At 68.8% G+C, this 22642-nt stretch carries 23 protein-coding genes; 12 read left to right on the forward strand and 11 right to left on the reverse strand.

From position 1 onward, the window contains the following. Nucleotides 1-299: 299 nt before the first annotated feature. From ASC98_RS11035 to ASC98_RS11045, 3 genes are all read right to left on the reverse strand, one after another. On the reverse strand, nt 300-1175 hold the full coding sequence (locus ASC98_RS11035; protein ID WP_056803989.1) for a branched-chain amino acid ABC transporter permease: 876 nt from the start codon (nt 1173-1175) through the stop codon (nt 300-302). A 79-nt stretch (nt 1176-1254) separates the two neighbouring features. Beyond that, nucleotides 1255-2502 (reverse strand): ABC transporter substrate-binding protein, encoded by a 1248-nt coding sequence (locus tag ASC98_RS11040; protein WP_056803992.1) that lies wholly within the window; start codon nt 2500-2502, stop codon nt 1255-1257. A gap of 280 nt (nt 2503-2782) precedes the next feature. After that, nucleotides 2783-3271 carry a GFA family protein gene (locus ASC98_RS11045; RefSeq protein ID WP_056803995.1) on the reverse strand — a complete coding sequence of 163 codons (489 nt, stop codon included), beginning with the start codon at nt 3269-3271 and terminating at the stop codon, nt 2783-2785. A 147-nt stretch (nt 3272-3418) separates the two neighbouring features. Here ASC98_RS11045 and ASC98_RS11050 point away from each other — a divergent pair, with 147 nt between their 5' ends. Beyond that, complete coding sequence (locus ASC98_RS11050) at nt 3419-3895, forward strand: hypothetical protein (protein WP_056803998.1); 477 nt, start codon at nt 3419-3421, stop codon at nt 3893-3895. Between the two features lie 18 nt (nt 3896-3913). On the opposite strand, the gene ASC98_RS11055 is transcribed toward ASC98_RS11050, so the two are convergent. Then, nucleotides 3914-5431: a hypothetical protein gene (locus ASC98_RS11055; protein ID WP_157597859.1), complete on the reverse strand. Its 1518-nt coding sequence runs from the start codon at nt 5429-5431 to the stop codon at nt 3914-3916. A 113-nt stretch (nt 5432-5544) separates the two neighbouring features. Beyond that, nucleotides 5545-5940, reverse strand: a complete 396-nt coding sequence (locus tag ASC98_RS11065) for a 4-oxalocrotonate tautomerase family protein (protein ID WP_056804010.1) — start codon at nt 5938-5940, stop codon at nt 5545-5547. A gap of 106 nt (nt 5941-6046) precedes the next feature. On the opposite strand from ASC98_RS11065, the gene ASC98_RS11070 reads away from it, so the two are divergent. The 3 genes from ASC98_RS11070 (at nt 6047) to ASC98_RS11080 (ending at nt 9173) form a co-directional block, all read left to right on the forward strand. Further along, entirely contained in the window at nt 6047-6889 is an 843-nt protein-coding gene (locus tag ASC98_RS11070; protein WP_056804013.1) for a LysR family transcriptional regulator, read from the forward strand. 29 nt (nt 6890-6918) lie between these two features. Next, complete coding sequence (gene proC, locus ASC98_RS11075; protein WP_056804015.1) at nt 6919-7725, forward strand: pyrroline-5-carboxylate reductase; 807 nt, start codon at nt 6919-6921, stop codon at nt 7723-7725. Between the two features lie 176 nt (nt 7726-7901). Next, nucleotides 7902-9173, forward strand: coding sequence for a Glu/Leu/Phe/Val dehydrogenase (locus tag ASC98_RS11080; RefSeq protein ID WP_235581230.1), 1272 nt, complete (start codon nt 7902-7904; stop codon nt 9171-9173). A 9-nt stretch (nt 9174-9182) separates the two neighbouring features. On the opposite strand, the gene ubiA is transcribed toward ASC98_RS11080, so the two are convergent. The 4 genes from ubiA to ASC98_RS11100 form a co-directional block, all read right to left on the reverse strand. Next, nucleotides 9183-10058 carry a 4-hydroxybenzoate octaprenyltransferase gene (gene ubiA, locus ASC98_RS11085; RefSeq protein WP_056804018.1) on the reverse strand — a complete coding sequence of 292 codons (876 nt, stop codon included), beginning with the start codon at nt 10056-10058 and terminating at the stop codon, nt 9183-9185. 11 nt (nt 10059-10069) lie between these two features. Beyond that, entirely contained in the window at nt 10070-11410 is a 1341-nt protein-coding gene (locus ASC98_RS11090) for a reverse transcriptase family protein (protein WP_056804022.1), read from the reverse strand. Nucleotides 11411-11588: 178 nt separating this feature from the next. Beyond that, nucleotides 11589-12041 (reverse strand): DUF2214 family protein, encoded by a 453-nt coding sequence (locus tag ASC98_RS11095; protein WP_082541824.1) that lies wholly within the window; start codon nt 12039-12041, stop codon nt 11589-11591. Nucleotides 12042-12062: 21 nt separating this feature from the next. Further along, complete coding sequence (locus ASC98_RS11100) at nt 12063-13691, reverse strand: peptide chain release factor 3 (RefSeq protein WP_056804025.1); 1629 nt, start codon at nt 13689-13691, stop codon at nt 12063-12065. A gap of 159 nt (nt 13692-13850) precedes the next feature. On the opposite strand from ASC98_RS11100, the gene ASC98_RS11105 reads away from it, so the two are divergent. After that, entirely contained in the window at nt 13851-14210 is a 360-nt protein-coding gene (locus tag ASC98_RS11105) for a helix-turn-helix domain-containing protein (protein WP_157604805.1), read from the forward strand. Between the two features lie 122 nt (nt 14211-14332). Here the strand turns inward: ASC98_RS11105 and ASC98_RS11110 are convergent, their stop codons facing one another. Continuing rightward, a complete protein-coding gene (locus tag ASC98_RS11110) occupies nt 14333-15106 on the reverse strand; it encodes a helix-turn-helix domain-containing protein (protein WP_056804032.1) in 774 nt (257 codons plus the stop codon). A gap of 95 nt (nt 15107-15201) precedes the next feature. Here ASC98_RS11110 and ASC98_RS11115 point away from each other — a divergent pair, with 95 nt between their 5' ends. The 7 genes from ASC98_RS11115 to ASC98_RS11140 all read left to right on the forward strand — a co-directional run bounded on the left by ASC98_RS11115 (nt 15202) and on the right by ASC98_RS11140 (nt 20915). Next, nucleotides 15202-15453, forward strand: coding sequence for a hypothetical protein (locus ASC98_RS11115; RefSeq protein WP_056804035.1), 252 nt, complete (start codon nt 15202-15204; stop codon nt 15451-15453). A gap of 28 nt (nt 15454-15481) precedes the next feature. After that, complete coding sequence (locus tag ASC98_RS11120; protein WP_056804039.1) at nt 15482-16009, forward strand: zinc finger domain-containing protein; 528 nt, start codon at nt 15482-15484, stop codon at nt 16007-16009. A 100-nt stretch (nt 16010-16109) separates the two neighbouring features. Next, nucleotides 16110-16622 (forward strand): sigma-70 family RNA polymerase sigma factor, encoded by a 513-nt coding sequence (locus tag ASC98_RS11125; RefSeq protein ID WP_056804042.1) that lies wholly within the window; start codon nt 16110-16112, stop codon nt 16620-16622. After that, nucleotides 16619-19174, forward strand: a complete 2556-nt coding sequence (locus ASC98_RS11130) for a serine/threonine-protein kinase (protein WP_056804045.1) — start codon at nt 16619-16621, stop codon at nt 19172-19174. Before ASC98_RS11125 ends, ASC98_RS11130 begins: the two co-directional genes overlap by 4 nt. 33 nt (nt 19175-19207) lie before the next feature. Then, the gene (locus tag ASC98_RS11135) at nt 19208-19618 is read left to right on the forward strand and encodes a hypothetical protein (RefSeq protein WP_056804048.1); all 411 of its coding nucleotides are present in this window, start codon (nt 19208-19210) and stop codon (nt 19616-19618) included. A gap of 142 nt (nt 19619-19760) precedes the next feature. Then, a complete protein-coding gene (locus tag ASC98_RS30290; protein WP_157597860.1) occupies nt 19761-19925 on the forward strand; it encodes a hypothetical protein in 165 nt (54 codons plus the stop codon). 30 nt (nt 19926-19955) lie between these two features. After that, nucleotides 19956-20915 carry a hypothetical protein gene (locus tag ASC98_RS11140; protein WP_056804051.1) on the forward strand — a complete coding sequence of 320 codons (960 nt, stop codon included), beginning with the start codon at nt 19956-19958 and terminating at the stop codon, nt 20913-20915. Between the two features lie 6 nt (nt 20916-20921). Here the strand turns inward: ASC98_RS11140 and ASC98_RS11145 are convergent, their stop codons facing one another. Then, nucleotides 20922-22538 (reverse strand): hypothetical protein, encoded by a 1617-nt coding sequence (locus ASC98_RS11145; protein ID WP_056804054.1) that lies wholly within the window; start codon nt 22536-22538, stop codon nt 20922-20924. Between the last annotated feature and the right edge of the window lie 104 nt (nt 22539-22642).

The raw sequence follows: 22642 nt of genomic DNA on the forward strand, positions 1-22642 counted from the left end.
GCGGTCGGCCTGGCGGCCGACTCCACGGAGAAGATCGGCTTTGGGGATGCATCGGCAAACTCCCTCCGCTCACTTCGTTCGCTGTGGTCARACAGTGCCGATGAGTCAGTCYACGAAGCGCGCTGGCGCGCGCCATCCCCAAAGCCGATCTTCTTCGTCGCCCCAGAAATCGCCCCCAGCCCATCCCCTCGCCCCCCGCGAAGCACCACCTGCTTTTGTTGAGGGGAAAAGATTGAATGGAAGATTGACCCGGATTGCGCTGCGCTTCATCCGGGCTGCGCATGGCGGAGCTCACGCCTTCAGACCTTCTTGATGGCCGACTTGCCGAACAAGCCTGCCGGCTTCACCGCCAGCACGATCAGCAGCAGCACCAACCCAGGCACGTCCTTGTAGCCGGTCGACAGGTAGAAGCCGGTGGTCGTCTCGGCGATGCCGAGGATGATCCCGCCGACGATGATTCCCATGCCGCTGGTCAGGCCGCCGATGATCGCCACCGCGAAGGCCTTCAGGCCCAGCACTGCGCCCATCGTCGCGCCGGTCAGCGTCAGCGGGGCGATCAGCACGCCGGCGAAGGCCGCCGTCAGCGACGACAGCGCGTACGAGAACGTGATCACCAGGCCGGTGTTGATGCCCATCAGCTTGGCAGCGTCGCGGTCGTTGAAGGTCGCTACCACCGCCTTGCCATAGATGGTCTTGCGGTTGAAGAACTCCACCGCCAGCATCATCAGCAGCGCACCCACCACCACCAGGATCTCCATCGGCAGCACGTTCGCACCCAGAAACTTCAGCGGCGACTCCGGCAGCGGCGACGGGAACTTCAGGTCGTCGCGGCCCCACACGTTCTCGGCCACGTTCTTGAAGATGATGCCCAGCGCGATCGTCGACATGATCCAGCCGAACTCCGACTTGATCTTGATCGCCGGCCGCACGCCGATGCGCTCGACGACAGCCCCCTGCAGCGCGCCGAACACGCACACCAGCGGGATCATCAGCCAGTAGTTCAGCCCCAGGCCGACCAGCGTCAGCCCGACCAGCGCGCCCAGCATCAGCGCGTCGCCCTGGCCGAAGTTCAGCGTGTCGGAGGTCGCGAAGGTCAGCTGGTAACCGAACGCGATCACCGCGTAGATCATCCCGAGCGCAATGCCGCTGTAGATGAGTTGGGTCAGGATCTGCATGGTGCTTCCTGCGCAAGGGATGGGCTCGAACAAGCGCCGCCGTGGCCCGGGGCTCGCGGCGGCGCGGTCTCGGGGCGTCTTACTTCTTCGTCGCGGTCAGCGCGCCCTTGGCGTTCGGGTCCTTCACGCGGACTTCCGACGCCTTCTTGAAGTCGTCCGGGTAGGCATAGACCACGCGCTGGCCCTTGACCTCGCCGAACACCGGGATGTTCGCGGTGATCGCCTCGTGGTCGCCCTTGTTGAACGGCTTGTTGTACGTCGTCACGACGCCCTCGACCGGTGCCTTCAGGTCCTCGAGCGCGGCCTTCACCTTCGGGCCCTCGGTGCTGCCGGCCTGCTTGATCGCCGCGGCCAGCAGGTAGACCGAGTCGTAGCCCTGCGCGGCCGACACCGGCGAATCGATGCGCGCGTTCTTCGGGTTGAAGGTCTTCAGGTAGTTGATGATGAACGACTGCCGCTTCGGCGTCGTCGGCTCCTGGATGAAGGTCTGCGGCATGCGCGCACCCTCGCCGCCCGGGCCGGCGTTGTCGATGTAGTTCGCCATCGACAGCGTCCAGCTGCCGACCAGCGGCACCTTCCAGCCGAGCTTGGTCATGCCGTTGGCGATCTGCGCGAGCTCCGGGCCGATGCCGTAGGTCAGCACCGCTTCGGCACCGGCCTCCTTGGCCTTCAGCAGCTGGGCCGTCATGTCGACGTCCTTGATGTTGAACTTCTCGACCGCCACCGGCTTGACGCCCTTCAGCGCGAGCGCCTTCTCCAGGTCCTCGCGGCCGAGCTGGCCGTAGTTGGTGGAGTCGGCCAGGATCGCGACCTTCTTGAAGCCGCGCCGCGTGATGGCTTCGTCGACGATCATCGGCGCCTGGATGCTGTCGTGCGCCGAATTGCGGAAGATGTAGTTCTCGGGCTGGCTGTCGAACTGGTGCGTGATCAGCGAGCCGGTCGCGACGTTGTTCATCACCGGGATCTTCGCGTCCTGGTAGAAGCGCTGCGATGCGAGCGCGACGCCGGTGTTGATGTAGCCGACGGTCGCGGCGACCCGCTCCTTGTTGATCAGCTCCTGCGCGATCTGCACGCCGCGTTCGTTCTTCGCCTCGTCGTCGCGCTCGACCAGCAGCAACGGGCGGCCCAGCACGCCGCCGGCCTTGTTGATCTCGTCGGCGGCCAGCCGCACGCCGTCGCGCATGCTGACCCCCATCGACGACGACCCGCCGGTGAACGGTCCGGCCACGCCGATCTTGATCGGGTCGGCGGCGAAGGCGGCAGCGGCGGCCAGGCTCAGCGCGCTCGCAAGAAAGAGGTTGGAAAAACGGGTCCGGGGGCTGCGCATGGTGTCTCCTGCGTGCGGCGGGTGGTTGAACTTCAGTCCTGGCAAAGCCCTGTGTTCCCGTGGGACACGACGATCACGCGCAGCGTCGGCGTGTCGTGTTGCGGTGCTCCGTTGCGACCAGCGTCGATGCTCGCGCATTCGCCCCGATCTGCCCTCGTGGTATTCACGTACGTGGTGTTCGCGTCCCGCGCCAGTCCGTGCGTCCAGGCTGAAACTGCTTTGCGCGGCGTGCAGCAATCTGCACCGCGGCGGGGCATCGGCGCGCGGTGCAAGACCGCCGTCACCCGCTCCAGACGCCGTGCCGGCGGTGCCAGTCGGCCAGCGATTCGTCGGGCCAATGCTGCGAATGCACATGACCGCGCCCCGTCGGCACGTCGACCCATGGCGCGACGAAGGCGAGCGCCGCCTCGACGACCTCGGCCGGCTTCGGCAGCGGCGTGTCGATCGCCGACGCATGCGGGTGCACGAGGTCGGGCCAGCGCGGATCCCACAGCCACAGCGCGCTGCCGCATTTGACGCAGAAGTGGCGCTGCGCCTTCGAGCGCGTCGCGCGCTTGCCGGGCTCGCGCATCACCGCGTGGTAGACCGCCAGGTGCTTGCGGCCGCGCACCTTCAGCGTCGTCGCGTCGCCGCCGAGGTTGATCGCGTAACCGCCCCCGCCGGCCGTCTTGCGGCAGATGCTGCAGTGGCAGTGCATGTAGGGCTGCGGGCTGTGCGATTCGAGGCTGAAGCGCACGGCGGCGCAGTGACAGGAGCCTTCCAGGTGCATCGGGATCCTCCGCGGGCGCACCGTGTGTGTCATCGATCACGGTCACCCCCAAAAGTGGGGAAAGAAATTCTGCCTGTCGCTTCTACACTGCGCCGCGCAGCAGAGGGGCTGCGATCAACAGAACCAATCCAATCCGGAGGGATTTTCATGAAGACCCGTCTTTTGAGCGCGCTTGCGCTGAGCGTGCTGGCCACCGGCTGCGCGTCGATCATCAACGAATCGAACCAGCCGATCCGCGTGGAAACGCTGAAGGCCGATGGCACCGAGGTCAAGGGTGCCGAATGCCGGCTGACCAACGACTACGGCAACTTCACCGGCAAGTCCGGCGAAGCGATCCCGGTTCACCGCTCGAGCAAGGACCTGGACATCGTCTGCACGGACCCGAACAGCCCGCAGGCCATCGCCCACGCGATCTCGCGCGCAGGCGGCGGCATGTACGGCAACATCATCTTCGGCGGCGGCATCGGCGCGATCATCGACCACAACAACGGCAAGGGCTACAACTACCCGAGCTGGCTGCAACTGAAGTTCGGCAAGACGATCACGTTCGATCGCCGCACCGAGAAGGACGGCCAGGCCGTCGTCGGCGTCGAGGCTGCGGCATCGGCCGTCGCCAGCAAGTGATCGCAGCGGCCTGACCTGCTAGGCCGGCGAAGGGTCGGTCGTCGCCCGCGGGCCGGCGACGGCCCCCATCGCGCCGCCCCAGACGTGGTAGACCGCCTGCAGCACCGCGTACTTGGCCAGCTGCGTGTAGAGCTCGGCGTCCTTCTTGCTGATGCCGTGGGCCTCGAGCGTCTTCGGCATCGCGACGAGCATCGAGAACAGCGCGCCGAAGCTGCCGCCCAGCACGCCGTGCGAGGTCCAGCCCGGGGCGCTGGCCAGCACCGCCTTCACCGCGGCGGGCATCTCGGTGACGACGTTCTTGCCGTAGCTGCCGAAGCGCCTGGCGACGCTGGCCATCTGCTCGAGCGCCGGCTTGTCCAGGTGATCCAGGCAGGCGCCCAGGTCTTCGCGGGCCAGGAAGTGCTGGAAGCCGGAACGCCCGGCGCCGTTGTCGAGGCTGTTGCGGATGAGTTGCATGCCGCCGCCGCCGATCGTCTCGCCGCCCGCCACGTCGATCGCGTTGTCGCCGAGCGTCCGTTGTGTCGTCGACCCGACGTGGTGGGTGATGGCCGTCTGCGGGATGCGGATCCCGCCGTTGCGGGCGGCACCGAAGCTCGCTCCGGCTGCCACGCTGATGTTGACCGCCAGGCTCGTCTTCGTGTGCGCATTCGCACCCTTCAGCGGGTCGGGCGTCTGGTCTTCCGGCGGCCGCAGGTAGTAGGCATCGGCAAAGGTCTTGCCGACGGCCGGGCCGGTGCCGACGTCCATCACCGACATCATCACGCCCAGGAAGGCACCGGCGCCGCAGGCCGACAGCGCGGCCGGCACGTCCTTCCAGCTGCCGAGCAGCCCTTCCAGCGCCTTGTCGGCGAGCGCGAAATCGACGATCGCGGAGCCGGTGTTGAAGCCGCTGGCGCCGGCCATGCCGTGCATCAGCGCGGTGCCGCGATCACGCCACTCGACCTGGTTCAGCAGGCGGATGAATTGCTCGCGGGTCGTGATGCCGTGGTCCTGCAGCACCTTCGACTGCTTCTCCGCCAGGTCTTTCAGCGGCTGGATGTCCGCGGCATCGCGGCGCATCGAGCTGAGCACGAAGGCGACGCAGCCGGTGACGTCGTTCGGCAGCCTGGCATGGAAGGCGCTCTTGTTGAAGAAATACGGGTTGACGTCGCGGAAGCTCGGCACCTGGGCCGCCTCGATCGAGGCCAGGTGGTCGGGCGCCTGTTCGATCGGCGGCGGCGCTTCGGTCGAGTGGATCGACGGGTTGAATCCGCCGGGCATCTGCAACTCGACCGAATCGGCGGAGTTGCGGCGCGAACCGGCGGTGCCGAGGCTCGACGAGCTCTGCCGCGGGGCCCGCGTCGAGGCCCGGCCGCTGTCGGAACGGGCGAGCGACGCCTCGCTGTTGCGCCGACTCTGCAGCGGCCCCTCGGCCGCGGGGCGCTGGGATGCCGTCGAGCTGGCCGACGAGGCCGGCAGGGGCGGCAGCTCGTGCAGCGCGATCGACGAGCTGCGCGAGCGGGAGACGGCATGAGAAGGCGAATTCGGAATGGCCACGGCGATGCTCCGGTGAACGGGGAACGCCCCCGCTGCGTGCGACAGCGTCAAGGTAGGTGCTGTCGCACGCGCCGGCCGCTGCCGATCCGAAGCGGCCGATGGCGATCCGAAGCTCACGCCGGATGCTGATAGCGGTGCTCCTGCGTGAGCCCTGCGAAACCGTAGGCGCTGGCGCGCAGGTCGGCCACATGCACGTACGAATGCTCGGCCACGCCGCCCAGCAGCTCGCGCATCGTCGCGTGCACCGCGTCGAGGTAGACGGCCTTCTCGCGCTTGGTGTTGGTCTCGTCGGTGATGCTGACCATCCAGTGGTAGCTGCGCGGCCCGCCGGCGGCGAGCGCCCGCCCGCCGATGAACCACTTCGACGGCGCAATGAAGTCGACGACGACCGCCGTCAGCGACGGATCCTTGCCGAGCAGCCGGGCGGTCAGATCGGTGGCGCTGCGGGCGACGTTCGCGGCGAGTGCATCGTCCGCTTCGCCGGAGACCTGGATGTGGAGGTAGGGCATGGAGAACTCCTGTGGTTGTTGACAAGCCCACTGTAGGCACCGAGCATCCATCCGTGAATCAGTTTGATTCGATTCCATTGATGGAAAAATCAGATGAAAGCCCGCGATGAATGACCTCGACCCGCTGTGGCTGCGCAGCTTCATCGCGATCGCGCAGGCCGGCTCGGTCACGCGGGCCGCCGATCGCGTCAACCGCACGCAGTCGGCCGTCAGCACCCACCTGCAGCAGCTGGAGGCGAGCGTCGGCGCGCGGCTGGTGCAGCGCAGCACGCGCTCGCTCGCGCTGACGGCCGAGGGCGAACGCTTCCTGCCGCATGCGCGCCGGCTGATCGAGTTGCAGGAAGAAGCCCGCGCCGCGGTGCAGCCGGCGCAGCAGGCGGCGGTGTGGCGCATCGGCCTCAGCGAATACTTCCTGCCGGCGCGCCTCGCCGACCTGCTGGCGCTGCTGCGCGACGCGCAACCGCAGGCCCGTTTCGAGCTGCTGTGGGCCAGCTCCGCTGCACTGCAGCAACTGTGGGCCGCCGATGCGATGGACCTGGCCGTCGTCACCAGCGACAAGGCGCTGCCCGGCGCGCGCCTGCTGCGCCGCGAGCCGCTGTCGTGGGTGGCGGCGCCCGGCTGGCAGCCCCCCGCGAACGCGCCGGCACCGCTGGTGCTGCTCGGCCCCGACTGCCCGGTGCGCGCGATGGCGCTGGCGGCCTTGGCCCGCAGCGCGCGGCCGTACCACCTGCAGCTCAGCTGCACCGGCAGCCACGGCGCGGTGGCCGCGATGCGCGCCGGCTGGGGCATCGGCTGCCTGAACCAGTCGGCGATCCCGGCCGACCTGGACGTGCTGACCCGGCGCGACCCGCGCGGCTGGCCGTCGCCCGGCCGGCTGTCGTTCCACGTGCTGGCCCGGCCGGCCTTGCGCGACACCGAACGCCTGTTGCGGCAATGGGCAGCCGGCTGAAGCGCGCCTGAAACTCCTACACTGCGCCGATGACCAGCATTGCATTCATCGGCGGCGGCAACATGGCCAGCGCCATCATCGGCGGCCTGCTCAAGAGCGGGCGCGCGCCCGGCGACATCCTGGTGCTGGAGCCGAATGCCGAGCAGCGTTCGAGGCTGCAGCGCGACCTCGGCGTGATCACGCTCGAGGCGCCCGGCTCGGTGCTGCAGCGCGCCGCCATCGTCGTCTGGGCGATCAAGCCGCAGAACTTCAAGGAAGCGGCCGCCGCGTGTGCCGCGCACATCGCCGCAGCGTTGCAATTCAGCGTGATGGCCGGCATTCGCAGCCATGACATCGCGCGCGCACTCGGCACCGAGCGCGTCGTGCGCTCGATGCCCAACACGCCGGCGCTGATCGGCCAGGGCATCGCCGGGCTGTTCGCGCGGCCGGCTGTCGGCGACGACGAACGCGTCCAGGTCGAGCGCCTGCTCGCGCCCACCGGCCGCACGCTGTGGGTGGAGCGCGAGGAAGACCTCGACGCCGTCACCGCGCTGTCCGGCTCCGGTCCGGCCTACGTGTTCTATTTCGTCGAGGCGATGATGAAGGCGGCGCAGGACATGGGCCTGAGCGCCGAGCAGGGCCGCGAGCTGGCGCTGGCGACCTTTGCCGGCGCGTCGGCGCTGGCATTGCAATCCGGCGAAGCGCCGTCGTTGTTGCGCGAGCGCGTCACGTCGAAGGGCGGCACGACCTACGCCGGGATCACGTCGCTGGAGCGCAGCGACGTGCACGGCGCGATCGTCTCGGCCGTGAAGGCGGCGCAGCGCCGCGCGCGTGAACTGGGTGACGAATTCGGTTGATTCCCGTGCTGCAGGCGCACAAGCTATGTGATGCCTGGAACACATCATGCAAAGGAGGCATGAGCTTCGGTGAGAAATTCGGGCGCCGCGGGCCTACAGTCGCGCTCCATGCCGGCGGCGTGGGCCACGAGTTTGCGCAGCGCCAGGGCATGACGACTTCCCCCACGGAGACCCGCATGAGCAACCTGTCCTATGTCACCCCGCACGCCGATAGCCCCTGGCAGACCTACCTGTCGCAGGTCGACCGCGTGCTCCCCTATATCGGATCGCTCGCCAAATGGGGCGAGACGCTGAAGCGCCCGAAGCGTGCGCTGATCGTCGACGTGCCGATCGAACTCGACAACGGCACGGTGCAGCATTTCGAGGGCTACCGCGTGCAGCACAACCTGTCGCGCGGCCCGGGCAAGGGCGGCGTGCGCTACCACCCCGACGTGACGCTCGAAGAGGTGATGGCGCTGAGCGCGTGGATGACGATCAAGTGCGCCGGCGTCGGCCTGCCGTACGGCGGCGCCAAGGGCGGCATCCGCGTCGACCCGAAGAAGCTGTCGCAGAAGGAGCTGGAGCGCATGACGCGCCGCTACACCAGCGAGATCGGCATCATCATCGGCCCGCAGCGCGACATCCCGGCACCCGACGTGAACACCAACGGCCAGATCATGGCCTGGATGATGGACACGTACTCGATGAACACCGGCTCCACCGCGACCGGCGTCGTCACCGGCAAGCCGATCCACCTGGGCGGCTCGCTCGGCCGCGTGAAGGCCACCGGCCGCGGCGTGTTCGTGACCGGCCGCGAGGCAGCGCGCCGCATCAACCTGAACCTCGACGGCGCGCGCATTGCCGTGCAGGGCATGGGCAACGTCGGCAGCTCGGCGGCCGAGCTGTTCGTGCAGGCCGGCGCCAAGCTGGTCGCGGTGCAGGACCACACCGGCACGCTCGCTAACCCGAACGGCTTCGACATGGCCGACACGATGGAAGTGCTGAAGCGCGACGGCGGCATCGCCAACTACAAGAACGCCGAGCGCATCGACAACGAAGCCTTCTGGGACGTCGACTGCGACATCATGATCCCGGCAGCCCTCGAAGGCCAGATCACCGCGGCGCGTGCGAACCGCCTGAAGGCCAGGCTGGTGCTCGAAGGCGCGAACGGCCCGACGCTGCCCGATGCCGACGACGTGATGCACGACCGCGGCATCCTGGTGGTGCCCGACGTGATCTGCAACGCCGGCGGCGTGACCGTCAGCTACTTCGAGTGGGTGCAGGACTTCAGCAGCTTCTTCTGGAGCGAGGACGAGATCAACGTGCGGCTCGACAAGATCATGGTCGATGCACTGCGCCACATCTGGGACACGTCGGAGAAGCACAAGATCACGCTGCGCACCGCGACGTTTGCGGTGGCCTGCGAGCGGATCCTGATCGCACGCGAAGAGCGCGGCTTGTATCCCTGATCAGGGGGCTTACGTCCACTGGCTGAGCAGCACGCCGGCGAACACCGCGAAGCCCAGCCAGTGGTTCAGCCGGAAGGCACGGAAGCAGCCGTCGCGCGTGCGCGTGCGGATCAGCGTCCAGTGCCAGCCGGCGATGCCGGCGGCCACCGCCAGCCCGACGAAGAACGGCCAGCGCAGCCCCTGCTGCGCACCGAGCACGCCCCAGCTCGCGATGAACAGGCCGTAGAACGCCATCACGCCGGCCACGTCGAAGCGGCCGAGCGTGATCGCCGAGGTCTTGATGCCGATCTTCAGGTCGTCGTCACGGTCGACCATCGCGTACTCGGTGTCGTAGGCGATCACCCAGCAGAGGTTGCCCAGCAGCAGCCCCCACGCGAGCGCCGGCACCTCGCCGCGCACCGCGGCGAACGCCATCGGGATGCCGAAGCTGAACGCGACGCCGAGCACCGCCTGCGGCATCGAGAAGAAGCGCTTCGTGAACGGGTAGAAGATGCTGACGGCCAGCGCGGCGAAGCTCCATGCGATGGTCGCGGCATTGGTGGTCAGCACCAGGCCGAAGGCGGCCAGCGCGAGCGCCGCGCCGAGCAGCAGCGCCTCTTTCACGCTGACCGCGCCGCTGGTGACCGGCCGCTGCTCGGTGCGCTTCACGTGCTTGTCGAAATCGCGGTCGGCGACGTCGTTGACGGCACAGCCGGCGCTGCGCATCAGGAAGGTGCCGAGCGTGAAGACGATCAGCAGGTGCCAGCCCGGAAAGCCGCCCGCCGCGATCCACAGCGCCGACAGCGTCGGCCACAGCAGCAGGTAGCTGCCGGCGGGGCGGTCCCAGCGGATCAGGCTCAGGTACAGCGACAGGCGCGACGGCGTCGGCGCGGTGGGTGAAGTCATGGGTGCGAAGTCTAGGCCGGTGAGGCGATCCATTCGATGCGTGACCACAACGCATGCAGGCGCGGTGCCTTGGCGGCATTCAGCTGCGTGGCCCATTGCACGCGGCCCCACAGGTGCGCCCGGAAATCGGCATGGCCATCGCGGTTCTGCGACGCCGGGCCGTGCAGCGCACACCGGTGCAGCACGGCACGCAGCCGGTCGAACTCGCGGCGTGGCAGGTTCGGGTGCGCATTGACGACCACGCCGCAGACGCGCTGCGCGGAGGCCTGCGTCGCCATTCGCGTCTTGCGGTGGTTCAGCGCATAACCCTCCTCGAGCGCGATGCGGCCGACCCAGGCGGCGATGCGGTCGAACGAGTTGCGCAGCGATGGCGGACCCGACAGCACCAGGTCATCGGCATAGCGCGAGTAGGTGGCCCCGAGCACATGGGCCAGGCCGTCGAGCCGCAGGTCGAGCTGGAAGGCACTCAGGTTCGCGAGCATCGGCGAACTCGGCGCCCCTTGCGGCAGGTGGGCGCGGCGCAGCGCACGGGCGTCCTGCCAGTCGACCCAGCCGTCGTCGCGCAGCCGCTCGATCACCGGTTCGGGCGTGCTGACGGTGCACAGCGCGGCCAGCTGGCGCGCCACGCCGGGCGGATAGCCGAGCGTGTGGAACACCGCCGCGACCTGCGATGACAGGATGTGGCCGAAGAAGTTCTTCAGGTCGAAATGCAGCACCACCGGTTGGCCGACGTGCAGCCGCGCATGCGTCAGCACCGAGCGGCCCGCGACGAAGCCGTGGCAGGCCTCGTGCACCGGCACCTTGTCGAGCAGCTCGTGCAGCGCGCGACCCTGCAAGGCCTTGAGCCGGCTGCGCGGGGATTCGATCAGCCGGCCACCGCCGCTGCGCTTGGGCTGCAGCGTGAAGGCGTAGTGCTGCGCGTGAAGCGGCAGCGCCGGGCGGCGATCGTGCGTGAACCAGTCGAGGTCGTCGAGCGTGATGCCCAGCCAGTCGGCGATGGCCGCGCTGTGCGGCAGCGGCGGCAGGTCCAGATCGTCCAGGCCCAGCGGGGCCGGGCGCATGCGCGAGGCGCGCAGGATCCAGCGCCGCACGAAGGGCAGGCCCGGCACACGCGGTGCGTTGACGAACGCACGCGTCTGTTCGATGCGCGCGGCCAGATCGTCGACCTCCTGGCGCTGCCAGGTCGCGCCGGACACCGTCGGGAGTTCGTCGATGAAGTCGGCGAGCCAGTGCGGCGACGCGCCCAGCGCCTGCTCGGCGCGTGCCTTCAACGACGCGGGCGTCTGCGGCCCGGCCCACAGCGCCCGCGCCAGGGCGAGGGCATCGAGGTGACGAAGGCGTGAAGCGTACATGTCGAGGTGCGGCCCAGGGACGCCGACCTGCCGGTCTCGTGGTCAGCTGGCGTGCGCGTCAGCGCACGTCGGGCTTGCACCGCGAATGCCAAAGTCGACTCGATGCCGTGGGGGTGCCCCACAGCCGGGTCCGTACTGCAACCCGTTTCTGCTCGGCGTGTGTGGCCGCGCGCGGATTCTAGAGGCCGACCCCATGCGCCATCAATGACGCCGAGACGACGATCAATACCAGCAGCGTCATCTGCACGGCCAGCAGCCGCGAGATCAGCCGGTGCTCGCGCTCGGTGATCTCGGGCGCGCGACCGGCCTTCAGCGCCGGCCCCCAGCGGATGAAGCGCACCGTCGGGTAGATCGACAGCAGCCCGACCAGCACGAACAGCGTCAGCTTCAGGTGGAAGAACGGGCTGTGCGCATAGAACGACCAGCCCTTCTCGAAGTGCGCCGCGCGCACGAAGCCGACGATCAGCAGCAGGCCCGCGAAGATGCCGTACCAGCGGTCGGCCAGCGCGATGCGCTTCGCCTCGGCGAGCGTCGGCGTGCGGCTGAAGCTGAGCCATTCGAGGAACAGCGTCGCGGCGATGCCGAACGCAGCGATGAAGTGCAGGGCAGCGACAAGCGAGCTGGCGATCATGCGGTTCCTCCGGAGGTTTTTCTAGCCGTCGAGTTTCTTCTGGAACACCAGGCCGGCGTGCTCGCGCAGCGCGTGGAACTTGATCTTCGGCCAGTTGGCCTCGATCGCGCGCAGCTCGGGCGCGTATTCCACCAGCACCGTCGGCGCGTCGACCGCATCGTAGGCCACGCGGTGGTCGTTCGCGTCGATGAAGCGCTTCAGCTCGCGCTCGCCGCCATCGGCGTCGTCGCAGGTGACCCAGCGCGCCACCTGGAAGCGGCTCGGCTGGATGCGCGCCTTCACGCCGTACTCATGCTCCAGCCGGTGCGCGACGACTTCGAACTGCAGCTGGCCGACCGCGCCCAGCAGCAGCACCGAGCCGGCGACCGGGCGGAACACCTGGATCGCGCCTTCTTCGCCGAGCTGCTGCAGGCCGGCCTTCAGCTGCTTGGTGCGCAGCGGATCGGCCACCTCGACGCTGCGGAACATCTCGGGTGCGAAGAACGGCAGCCCGGTGTACAGCAGCGATTCGCCTTCGGTCAGCGTGTCGCCGAGCTGCAGCACGCCGTGGTTCGGGATGCCGATGATGTCGCCGGCAAAGGCCTCGTCGAGCAGCTCGCGGCGCTGCGACAGGAAGCTCACCACCGTGTTCGGCCGCAGTTCCTTGCCCGAGCGGCCGACCTTCAGCCGCATGCCGCGCTCGAAGTGGCCGCTGGCCACGCGCACGAACGCGATGCGGTCGCGGTGCGCCGGGTCCATGTTGGCCTGGATCTTGAAGACGACGCCGGTGAACTTCTTCTCGTCCGGCTCGACCAGGCGCTGCGTGGCCTGGCGCGGGCCGGGCGCGGGCGCCAGGTCGACCAGCGCATCGAGCACCTCGCGCACGCCGAAGTTGTTGACGGCCGAGCCGAAGAACATCGGCGTCTGGTGGCCGGCGAGGAAGGCCGCCTTGTCGAAGGCCGGCGCCGCTTCGCGCACCAGCTCGATCTCGCCGTGCGCCTGCTCGTACTGCATGCCGAAGCGCGTGGCGTAGGCCGGGTTGTCGAGGCCGGCGAGGATCTCGTCGTCGTTGTGGTTGCGGTCTTCGCCGGGGCTGAACACCCGCATCTGCTCTTCGCGCAGGTCCATCACGCCGTGGAACTGCTTGCCCATGCCGACCGGCCAGGTGAACGGCACGACGCCCATGCCGAGTTCGCGCTCGATCTCGTCCATCAGCACCAGCGGGTCCTGCACCTCGCGGTCCATCTTGTTGACGAAGGTGAGGATGGGCGTGTTGCGCGCGCGGCAGACCTGCAGCAGCCGGCGCGTCTGCGGCTCGACGCCGTTGGCCGCGTCGATCACCATCAGCGCGGCATCGACCGCGGTCAGCACGCGGTAGGTGTCTTCGGAGAAGTCCTGGTGGCCCGGGGTGTCGAGCAGGTTGATGACGCAGTCGCGGTATTCCATCTGCATCACCGAGCTGGCGACCGAGATGCCCCGCTGCTTCTCGATCTCCATCCAGTCCGACGTGGCATGCCGCGACGCCTTGCGCGCCTTCACGCTGCCGGCGATCTGGATCGCGCCGGAGAACAGCAGCAGCTTCTCCGTCAGCGTGGTCTTGCCGGCGTCAGGGTGGGAAATGATGGCGAAGGTGCGGCGGCGGCGCACCTGCGGGGTCAGCTCGGAGGACATGGGCTCTGGGAGCGGCGCAGAAGACCGCGCCGTCACGTGGAAACAGGGGATTATCGCGGACACACCTCGACCGTCCGGCTGTTGTCGACGCATGGCTTCAGTCCTCATTTTTGAGTTGCCGCCTTCCGAAAGTATGCTGAAACCGTTTTTAATTGAGTTTTGAACGGTTTCAGAATGCCAAGGCCACTCCAACTGAACGAAACCGCGCCGTACGTCGTGAAGGACGGCGCCCAGCGCATTGGCGAGCGCCTGAGCACGGCCCGCAAGCGCCGCCGTCTGACCCTGCGCGAACTCGCATCGAGGGCGGGCGTCAGTTACGACACCGCGCGAGCGGTGGAAGCCGGCAACCTGCAGACGGGTCTGGGTGCCTACTTGGCCGTGCTGTGGGCCATGGGCCTGGAGTCAGAAATTCAGGCCTTCGCCGACCCGGAGCGCGACGATGAAGGCAAGCAGCTGGAACGCATGCGCCTGCCGCAGCGGGTCCGTCAAAACAAGGAACCACTCGATAACGACTTCTGATCACGCGCTTATGTTGGCCTCCATGGCGGCGCCGCACCTACGCAGCAGTGCGCTGCAGGCGGTGCTGTCCGACTGACCGCGCCCGCGACGTTCGACGACCGCCGCTGACCGCGTCACCGGCCTCAAGCGCCGAAGTACCGCCCCGGCGTGACGCCGACGTTGCGCCGGAACATCGCGATGAACGCACTCAGGTTGTCGTAGCCGAGGTCGAGCGCGACGTTCGTCACCGGCGTGCCGGCGGCCAGCAGCTCGAGAGCCTTCATCAGCCGCGCGCGCTGTCGCCACGCGCTGAAGTGGAATCCGGTCTCGGCGACGAAGCGGCGCGTCAGCGTGCGCGGCGCGATGCCGGCCCAGGCGGCCCAGTCGTCGAGCGAACGCGTGTCGGCCGGGTCGTCGCCGATCGCGCGGGCGATGCGCAGCAGGCGCGCGTCGACGGGCAGCGGCAGGCCGAAGGATTCGTGCGGCAGCTCGCGCAACTCGTCGCGGATCACCTCGGCAATGCGCGTCTTCGGCGCATCGAGCGGGCCGCCGTCCCAGCCTGCCGCTCGGTGCACTGCTTCGCGCAACAGCCCCGAGGTGCGCATCGTGCACGGCATGTCCGGCAGGTCCGTGCAGAAGGATTCGGCCAGGTACACGCTCCAGCCGATGAAGGCCCCATGCGAGCGCAGCGCATGCCGGTGATGCGGCGGCACCCACACCGCATGGATGGCGGGCACGACCCACTGGCCGCCCTCGGTGCCAACCGTCAGCAGCCCGCGCTTCGCGCCGAACAGCTGGCCTCGCGCATGCGCATGTGGCGCGGTGACGCGCGGGTCGGCGCCTTCGACCTCGACGGCCAGCACGGCGGGGCCCTCGGCGGAATCCAGCAGCGAAGAAATCAGCAGCGGCGAGGTCATGGCGTCAACGCGGTATCAGTCGGCTCCATCACCGTAGCGCAGCCAAGGTGTGTTGTCCAGAATCACCGCACATCCACTGATCCAGGAGAGAACCGATGCGAGCCGACGACGTGCTGCCCGACCAGGCCAACCAGGGCGATTTCAATGGCGTGACGATCCGCAAGGGCACGATCGCCGCCTTCCTCGCGAACGCGACCGCGTGGAGCGACCCGGCGTCGAGCGCCGCGCAACGCGAGACGGCGCAGGTGCACATCGCCGAGGCGCTGCCGGCGCTGCGCGCGGTCGGCTTGTTCGAGGTTCTGGAAGTGCGCGACCCGGCGCTGCGGGACTGGCTGGCCCGCCGGTAGGCCCATCGAGGTACCTGCACCATTCGGCGTGATCGCCGACCGCGTCGCCTTGCAGGCGATGGACCCGGGGGGCGTCGACGTGTCGACGACCGACCTCGCCGCGTTCAGCGAGCGCCTGCTGCGCGAGAACCACACGCTGAAGCGCCAGCTGACCGACCCGCGGCTGTTCAGCGGCATCGGCAACGCCTGCTCCGACGAGATCCTGCATCGCGCGCGGCTGTCGCCGATCCTGCTGTCGAAGGCGATGCAGCCGGCGCAGGTCGCGCAGCTCTTCGGCGCAGCACGCGCCGTGCTCGCCGAATGGACCGAGCGGCTGCGCAACGAGGCCGGCGACTGGCCCGGGAAGGTGACGGCGTTCCACCCGCAGATGGCCGCGCATGGCCGCTACGGCCAGCCCTGCCCGGTGTGCGGCACGCCGGTGCAGCGCATCGTGCATGCCGACAACGAGACCAACTACTGCGCGCGCTGCCAGACCGGCGGCAAGCTGCTGGCCGACCGGGCGCTGTCGCGGCTGCTGAAGGCGAGCTGGCCGAAGAACGTCGACGAGCTGGGCTGAGGCCGTCCCCCTCGATGCGGGGGCGGGCCGGTCCGCGGCTTGAACTCCCGCCGGCCGGCCCCTACGATACGCCTCGCACAACAAGGCCAGGGAGGCCGCCATGACGATGACCGTTGGCTCCGCCTATCAGCAGGCGTATGGCGACATCCTGTCGCTGGCCCGCTCGAAACTCGCTCACGAGCAGGCGCCGATTTCCGCCATCACGCTGGCGCACGAGGTCTACCTCGGCCTGCGCGAACGCAGCGATCTCCGCTTCGAATCCCGCGTCAAGTTCCTCGCCTACGCCAGCCGGGCCATGCGCTCGCTGCTGGTCGACATGGCGCGCGAGCGCCTGGCCCAGAAGCGCTCCGCGGAACTGCTGCCGTTGACCGTCGGCGAAGAGGTGATCGACCACGGCGGCGGCACGCCCGAGCAGATGCTGTCGATGAACCAGGCCATGGATCGGCTGGGACAGATCGACGAGCGGCTGTTGCGGGTGGCGGAGATGCGGGCCGTGCTGGGGATGGAGCTGGCCGACATCGCGCAGGCGCTCGACCTGTCGGAGCCCACCATCAAGCGCGACTGGAAACGCGCCAAGGCGTTCCTGTACGAGACGCTCGAAGGCCGCCCTTGACCGGCCGGGCGCCGTCGATCGGCGCGGACGCCAAGGCGCTGGCGTTGCTCGGCCAGCTGATGGATGCGGCGGATGCGGAACGCGCCGCGCTGCTGACCGGATTGCGGCTCGATTCCCCCGAGCTCCATGCGCGCCTGCTGCGATTGCTGCAGGCCTGCGAGTCGACCGATGATCCGGGGTTCCTGCGCCAGCCGCTGGCCGACGCGCTCCTCTCCCCGAGCGGCAGCCGCTGGCAACCGCTTCAGCCCGATGACGTGCTGGGCGGCTACCGCCTCATCAGCGAGCTGGGCCGCGGCGGCATGTCGGTCGTGTGGCTGGCGGAGCCTGCCGATGGCCTCGTGAAGCGGCAGGTGGCGATCAAGCTGCCCTCGATCGCGCTGGGCGCCGACACCCTGGTCGAGCGCTTCTCCCGCGAGCGGGATGTCCTGGCCAGCCTGGCCCACGCCCACATTGCCCGCATGTACGACGCAGGCATGGCCCCCACCGGCCAGCCGTTCATCGTGCTCGAGCGGGTGGAGGGCTGCGCGATCACGCAGTTCTGCGACGAGCGCCGGCTCGCTCCCGAGGCCCGGCTGCGCCTGTTCCTGCAGGTGCTCGATGCGGTGGACCATGCGCACAAGCACCTCGTCGTGCACCGCGACCTGAAGCCCTCGAACATCATGGTCGACACCCAGGGCCAGGTGAAGCTGCTGGATTTCGGCGTCGCGAAACTGCTGGATGCCCCGGAGGCCGGCTCGGCAGCGCTGACCCAGGTGAACGGCTGCGCCCTGACGCCCCGCTATGCGGCACCCGAGCAACTCCAGCAGGGCGCCATTTCCACCGCGACGGACGTCTATTCGCTGGGTGTGGTGCTGTACGAACTGCTGACGGGCGGCTCGCCCTACGGAAGCGCCGCCGATTCCGTCGGCCAGGTGGGCCACGCGATCCTCACCGTCGAGCCGGTGCGGTGCCCCGCACTGGGGGGCGACCTGGAGACCGTGTTGCTGAAGGCCTTGCGCAAGGCGCCCGCCGATCGATACGGCTCCGCGGAGCGCTTTGCCGACGACCTCCGGCGCTGCCTCGAGCACCGGCCGATCACGGCCCGCCCGCCTTCGTGGCGCCATCGGATGTCGCTGTTCGTTCGCCGCCATCGGGGGGCCAGCCTGACGGCCGGGCTCGCGTCGGTGCTGGTGCTGGGCTTCGCCATCCTCGCGTTGCAGCAGCACGCGCAGTCACGCCAGCAGGAGGCACGCGGCACGGCCGTCAGCGGGTTCCTGAGCGACCTCGTCAGCGATGCCGAAGCGGACGAGACGCATCAGGCCGGCCGCGACGTCACCGGCAAGGAGATGGTGGACGCCGCGGTGTCCCGGGCGCGCGCGCAGTTCGCCGATCGGCCTCAACTGGAAGGCGAGCTGCTGGCCGAGTTGGGGCGGATGTACTTCCGCCTGGGCGAGCACGACAAGGCCGTGCGCACGCTGGGCGAGGCGCTGGCCTTGCTCGAAGCGCATGCGGTCCCGGAGGATCCTGCGTTGAACAAGACGCGGGCCCACCTCGCCGGGCAACTGATCGAGGACGGCCAGCCGGCGCGCGCAGAAGAGCTCGCCCGGCTCGCGCTGGCGGCCTGCGCCAGCCGCGACCGCGAGTGTGCCAAGGCACGCGCCTACGCGAGCCGGTCGCTGTTCACCGTGGAGAACGGGCGGGGCCATGCCGATGCCGCGCTCGCCCACGCGAGACGCGCCACGGTCGAGATGGAAACCGCCTTCGGGCCCGACGACGCCAACACGGTGGATGCACTCGAGGCCCTGGCCGTGGCCGCGCGCAATGCGGGGCGCCTGCAGGAAGCCGGCCGCGCCATGGACCGGGCGCTGGCCTCGGGCGACCAGAAGGCCTTGCATGCGTCGAACCGCATCCAGATGCTGCGCACCAAGGCCTTGCTCGACGCCGACCTCGGCCGCTTCGACGCGAGCCGGGACCAGTTGCAGGCGCTGCTGCTGCGCACGACCGACCCGGGCGAGCGGGCCATCCAGCTGCGGCTGCTGGCCAACGTGTTCCTGTTGCTGGGTGACGCCGGCGCGGCGCAGCACGCCGCCGAACAGGCCATTGCCCTCGCGGCGCCCGGCAGCGCCAGGGCGAACACGCTCTTTGCGCGGCAGGCGCTGGCGCGGGCCCTGGCCTTGCAGGGGCACGGCGCGCAGGCGCAGCGCGAGCTTGAACAAGCCGCGCAGGGGTTGCAGGCGCTCGGTTTCGGCGCTGCGTCGATCGAGGTGCTGCGGGTGCAGCGCCACGGCGGAGAAATCCTGCTTCGGCAGGGCGACCTGGCCGGCGCGCGCGTCGCGCTGGTGTCGGTGGTGGGCGTGCTGGAAGCAGGGCCGGCACGCTACCCGGCCGACCTGGGACAGTCGCTCGATCTGCTCGGCTGCGTGTTGCGCGAGGCCGGAGACGCGAGCGGCGCCACCGCGCTGCACGCCCGGGCGCGAGCTGCCTACGAAAAGAATTTGCCGCCGGATCATCCTTTCTTCAGCCGGAATGCGCTCTACCAGTCGGTGGCAGGCCCCTGCCGCTTCATTCCCTGACTGTCGACCTCACCGGACACCTTGGAGACTCCCATGTTCAAGCCCTTCTTCCATCCGCTTTCCACCGCCCTGCTCTGCGCACCGATCGCCTGCCTTGCGCAGCCCACCTCGGCCGATGCCACGATGCCGGTCGCCGTGCCCACCGTCATGACCCTGCAGCAGATGCAGGACCGCATCGCCAGGCTGAACCTCGAGCTCATCGCCGTGGGCGCCTACGTGACGGTCGGTGCCGATGGCCGCCTGGGCTGTGCCTGCGGCGGCAGCCCGACCGTCCCCAACGCCGGCGGGCCCCGCGGACCGCGTTCTCCTCTCGACACCCAGCACCTGATGCGGGGCCTGGAGGTCATGCAACTGGTGTCGAAGAACGACCAGGCCGGCCTGGCCACGCCCCTCTATTCGGCCCTCGCCCCGAAGGCCGGCGCGACGACGGCCCTGCCCAACTGAGGCACGAAAAGATTTTCCTTCGACCGTGATCCCCGGCGCCCGCAAAAGGCGCTTGAACAGGCAAGGGCGAGCCGAACAGGGCTCGCCCCCCGCAGAGCAACTGGATTGCTCGGATTCCGTCACGTCACTCGAAGGACTTTTCATGAACACCCTTGCATCGCGCGCATCGCGCACCGTCGGCGCGCTGGCGCTGGCCCTCGCGGCAGCCTCCCCGGCCCTGGCCTTCAACCCCCAGCCGGATCCCCCGGGCCTGTGCGAGCCGACCCGCCTCGGCCCGCCGGCACCGCACAACCCGCCGACGTACTGAGCCCACCCTCATCGACCCGAAAGCCGAATCATGATCATCCAAGGCAAACTCCACCGCATCACCAACGTCGTCGCGTTCCTGACGAGCTGGCTGCAGACCAACGGCCAGCCCACGGCCGGCTTCGTTGCATGGCCCAAGGCCCGCGTCACGCTGGGCACCGACTTCGCGTCGGGGCAGTTCACCGGCGGGTTCATCCCCAACATGTCGATGGACACGGACACCGACAGCCAGGGCTTCTTCAAGTTCTCGGCGCCGGAGCTGGCGGCCACCCCGTTCCGGGGCCGCCTCGTGGCCTACAACGTGAGCTCGAAGGTGCTGCCGCCCGTCGCCGGCGTGGCGCTGCCACCGATCCCGGTGTTCGAGCCCCTCTACCGCTCGCTGCCGTTCAAGTTCGCCGACGTCTCCGCGGCCGAGCAGGCGCAGGTGCAGCACATCTATGCGATCCAGGCGACGACGCCCGACAACCAGGGGCTGACGCAGGCCATGCTCAACGAGCGCCTGGCGACGCTTCGCACGTCGCTGAAGCTGGACAAGCTGAGCGCCGCCATCCTGTCCAACCGCATCGGCGTCACCGCCAGCAAGAGTGGCGCCGATGTGAAGTTCGATGCCTTCGTGGTGGGCGCCACCGGAGCGGACCTCACGCACGTCATCGAAGCCCAGGTCGGCGACATCGACATCGACCTGCCGGGTCCGGACTTCATCGTGGGCCTGTGCGTCAACAAGGACGACATCAAGGCAGCGATCCGCACCGGCATGGCCGACACCGCCAAGCAGATGAGCCAGCTGATGATCGACGCCAAGGACGCGCTGCTCAAGGCGAACGGCGCCGGTTCGCTGACGTCGAAGGTCGGGGTGACCTCCTGGTGCACGCGCCATCCGCAGACCGGCACGACCGTCGTCAAGATGCCGGCCGGGGTGCCGGACCTGCACGTGCCCACCTTGTCCGTGGTGCCGGATCCGGCCTTCGGCATGCCGGTGAAGCTGTACTGACGGCGCCTACGGCGCGACCGTCACGAACACCGGGTTCGAATAGAACCACAGGCTGCCGTAGTTGCGGTCGTTGATCGCGTTGACGCGGGCCGCGTTGTCGGCGCCGGTGGTCTGCGGGTCGGCCAGCGGTTCGCCGTTGGCGGTCAACCCTGCCACGTCCGGGGCCAGGTTGGTGCCACGCAGGCGGAAGTACTGGCTCTTCTTCGCCTCGACCGGCAGGCTGACCGAGAAGTAGCCGTCGGCCTCGACCTTCCAGTCGGCCGCGGTGAAGCGGCGCAGCACCCGGGTCGTGGCGTTTGTCGCCACGCCATAGGCGGGCGTGCCTGGCAGCGCCTTGCCGGTCACGTCGCCGACGATCAGGTCGACATGGTCGACGACCGGCTTCATGTTGCCGGGCGTGCCGCTGTCCACCGGCTTCTGGTAGTTGTTCAGCGCGGGGCTCTTGAAGCGGATCGTGACCGTCACGCGCTCGCCGGCGGGCACCTTGATCTCCTGGCCCATGAAGCCCTTGCCGGTCGACCCGCTGATGCGGAAATCCAGCGCGTCGATCAGGTCGCCGAACACGCCGAACATGCGGCCGTCGCGCAGGCTCTTCGTCAGCCCGCCGATGCCGGCCTGGCCGTCGGCCACCCAGACGTGGTTCTTCGAATACTCGCCCGGGTAGTAGCCGCTGCTGTTGCTGGCCGCGTCGATCTCGAAGTGCGAATCGGAGTCGGCGATGTTCCAGATGCGCCGGCCTTCGCCGAGCAGCGCATCCCAGGTGCCGCCCAGTTGGGCCACGAGGGCATCGACGCCGCCATAGGTGCGGTTCGGCGCGTTCTCGGGCGTGTAGGCCGAGGTGTAGCCGCCGCGGTTCGGCTCCATCTGGTTGCCGACCATGCCTTCGATCATGAACACGATGTCCGGTGCCAGGTCGTTCATCTGGCGCAGGTCGGTGATCGTGTACTTGCCGGGGTTGCGCGACGGGTGGTTGAGGGTCGCGAAGCTGGTCGCGGGGTAGTTCGTCTTCAGCCACGAGATCGCCTGCAGCGCGTCCGCAGACGTGCTGTTGAAGCGCTGCGGGTACTTCGCCTTCCAGACCGCCACATCGGCCGGATCGAACTGGGATTCCGCCAGCGTCGTGAACGCGTACTGGAATTCCTTCGCGCCGCCGGTCGACGTCTGCAGCGCCGGGGCGCCTTCGAACAAGGCCACGCCGAGGTGGTCGTGCGTCGGCATGTCCCATTCGAAGCCCGAGAAGATCAGCTTGTCGGCATAGGTGCCGCCGGCCTGCAGCGCCTTCACGCGCGGGATCTCGTGCGACGCCATGCCGTACGCGAACGGCACCGGCGCGGCCAGCAGCGTGCCGTCGTTGTCGTACTTGGACGAACGCAGGTGGTTGGTCAGCGCCATCCAGTCGAGCTTGTAGGTGGCGAAGGCCTTGTTCAGCACGAAGTCCAGCGTCTGCGTCGTGCGCGAATCGTCGGACTGCACGGTGTGCACATGCAGGTCGCCGGCCGTCCACCTACCGGCGGGCTCGTTGACGGCGCCGTTGCCGCCGCCGCTGTCGCCATCGCCGCCGCAGGCGTAGATCAGCGAGACGCTTCCCAACAACAACGACAGAAGCTTGATCCGACGGGACATGGACACGATGGGTTCCTTCGCGAAAAGGGATGGATCGTAGGAACCCCTCGTGACACGTCAGTGAAGCGGTGTTGCGCGCGCGCGATCATCGAACTGTCACGGCG

The sequence above is a fragment of the Rhizobacter sp. Root1238 genome (assembly GCF_001425825.1).
GTDB lineage: Bacteria > Pseudomonadota > Gammaproteobacteria > Burkholderiales > Burkholderiaceae_C > Rhizobacter.

Excerpts from the sequence above, each read along its gene's own strand:
- ASC98_RS11035 (WP_056803989.1), bottom strand. The coding sequence starts at position 1,175 with ATGCAGATCCTGACCCAACTCATCTACAGCGGCATTGCGCTCGGGATG.
- ASC98_RS11040 (WP_056803992.1), bottom strand. The coding sequence starts at position 2,502 with ATGCGCAGCCCCCGGACCCGTTTTTCCAACCTCTTTCTTGCGAGCGCG.
- ASC98_RS11045 (WP_056803995.1), bottom strand. The coding sequence starts at position 3,271 with ATGCACCTGGAAGGCTCCTGTCACTGCGCCGCCGTGCGCTTCAGCCTC.
- ASC98_RS11050 (WP_056803998.1), top strand. The coding sequence starts at position 3,419 with ATGAAGACCCGTCTTTTGAGCGCGCTTGCGCTGAGCGTGCTGGCCACC.
- ASC98_RS11065 (WP_056804010.1), bottom strand. The coding sequence starts at position 5,940 with ATGCCCTACCTCCACATCCAGGTCTCCGGCGAAGCGGACGATGCACTC.
- ASC98_RS11070 (WP_056804013.1), top strand. The coding sequence starts at position 6,047 with ATGAATGACCTCGACCCGCTGTGGCTGCGCAGCTTCATCGCGATCGCG.
- proC (WP_056804015.1), top strand. The coding sequence starts at position 6,919 with ATGACCAGCATTGCATTCATCGGCGGCGGCAACATGGCCAGCGCCATC.
- ASC98_RS11080 (WP_235581230.1), top strand. The coding sequence starts at position 7,902 with ATGAGCAACCTGTCCTATGTCACCCCGCACGCCGATAGCCCCTGGCAG.
- ubiA (WP_056804018.1), bottom strand. The coding sequence starts at position 10,058 with ATGACTTCACCCACCGCGCCGACGCCGTCGCGCCTGTCGCTGTACCTG.
- ASC98_RS11090 (WP_056804022.1), bottom strand. The coding sequence starts at position 11,410 with ATGTACGCTTCACGCCTTCGTCACCTCGATGCCCTCGCCCTGGCGCGG.
- ASC98_RS11095 (WP_082541824.1), bottom strand. The coding sequence starts at position 12,041 with ATGATCGCCAGCTCGCTTGTCGCTGCCCTGCACTTCATCGCTGCGTTC.
- ASC98_RS11100 (WP_056804025.1), bottom strand. The coding sequence starts at position 13,691 with ATGTCCTCCGAGCTGACCCCGCAGGTGCGCCGCCGCCGCACCTTCGCC.
- ASC98_RS11110 (WP_056804032.1), bottom strand. The coding sequence starts at position 15,106 with ATGACCTCGCCGCTGCTGATTTCTTCGCTGCTGGATTCCGCCGAGGGC.
- ASC98_RS11115 (WP_056804035.1), top strand. The coding sequence starts at position 15,202 with ATGCGAGCCGACGACGTGCTGCCCGACCAGGCCAACCAGGGCGATTTC.
- ASC98_RS11125 (WP_056804042.1), top strand. The coding sequence starts at position 16,110 with ATGACGATGACCGTTGGCTCCGCCTATCAGCAGGCGTATGGCGACATC.
- ASC98_RS11135 (WP_056804048.1), top strand. The coding sequence starts at position 19,208 with ATGTTCAAGCCCTTCTTCCATCCGCTTTCCACCGCCCTGCTCTGCGCA.
- ASC98_RS30290 (WP_157597860.1), top strand. The coding sequence starts at position 19,761 with ATGAACACCCTTGCATCGCGCGCATCGCGCACCGTCGGCGCGCTGGCG.
- ASC98_RS11140 (WP_056804051.1), top strand. The coding sequence starts at position 19,956 with ATGATCATCCAAGGCAAACTCCACCGCATCACCAACGTCGTCGCGTTC.
- ASC98_RS11145 (WP_056804054.1), bottom strand. The coding sequence starts at position 22,538 with ATGTCCCGTCGGATCAAGCTTCTGTCGTTGTTGTTGGGAAGCGTCTCG.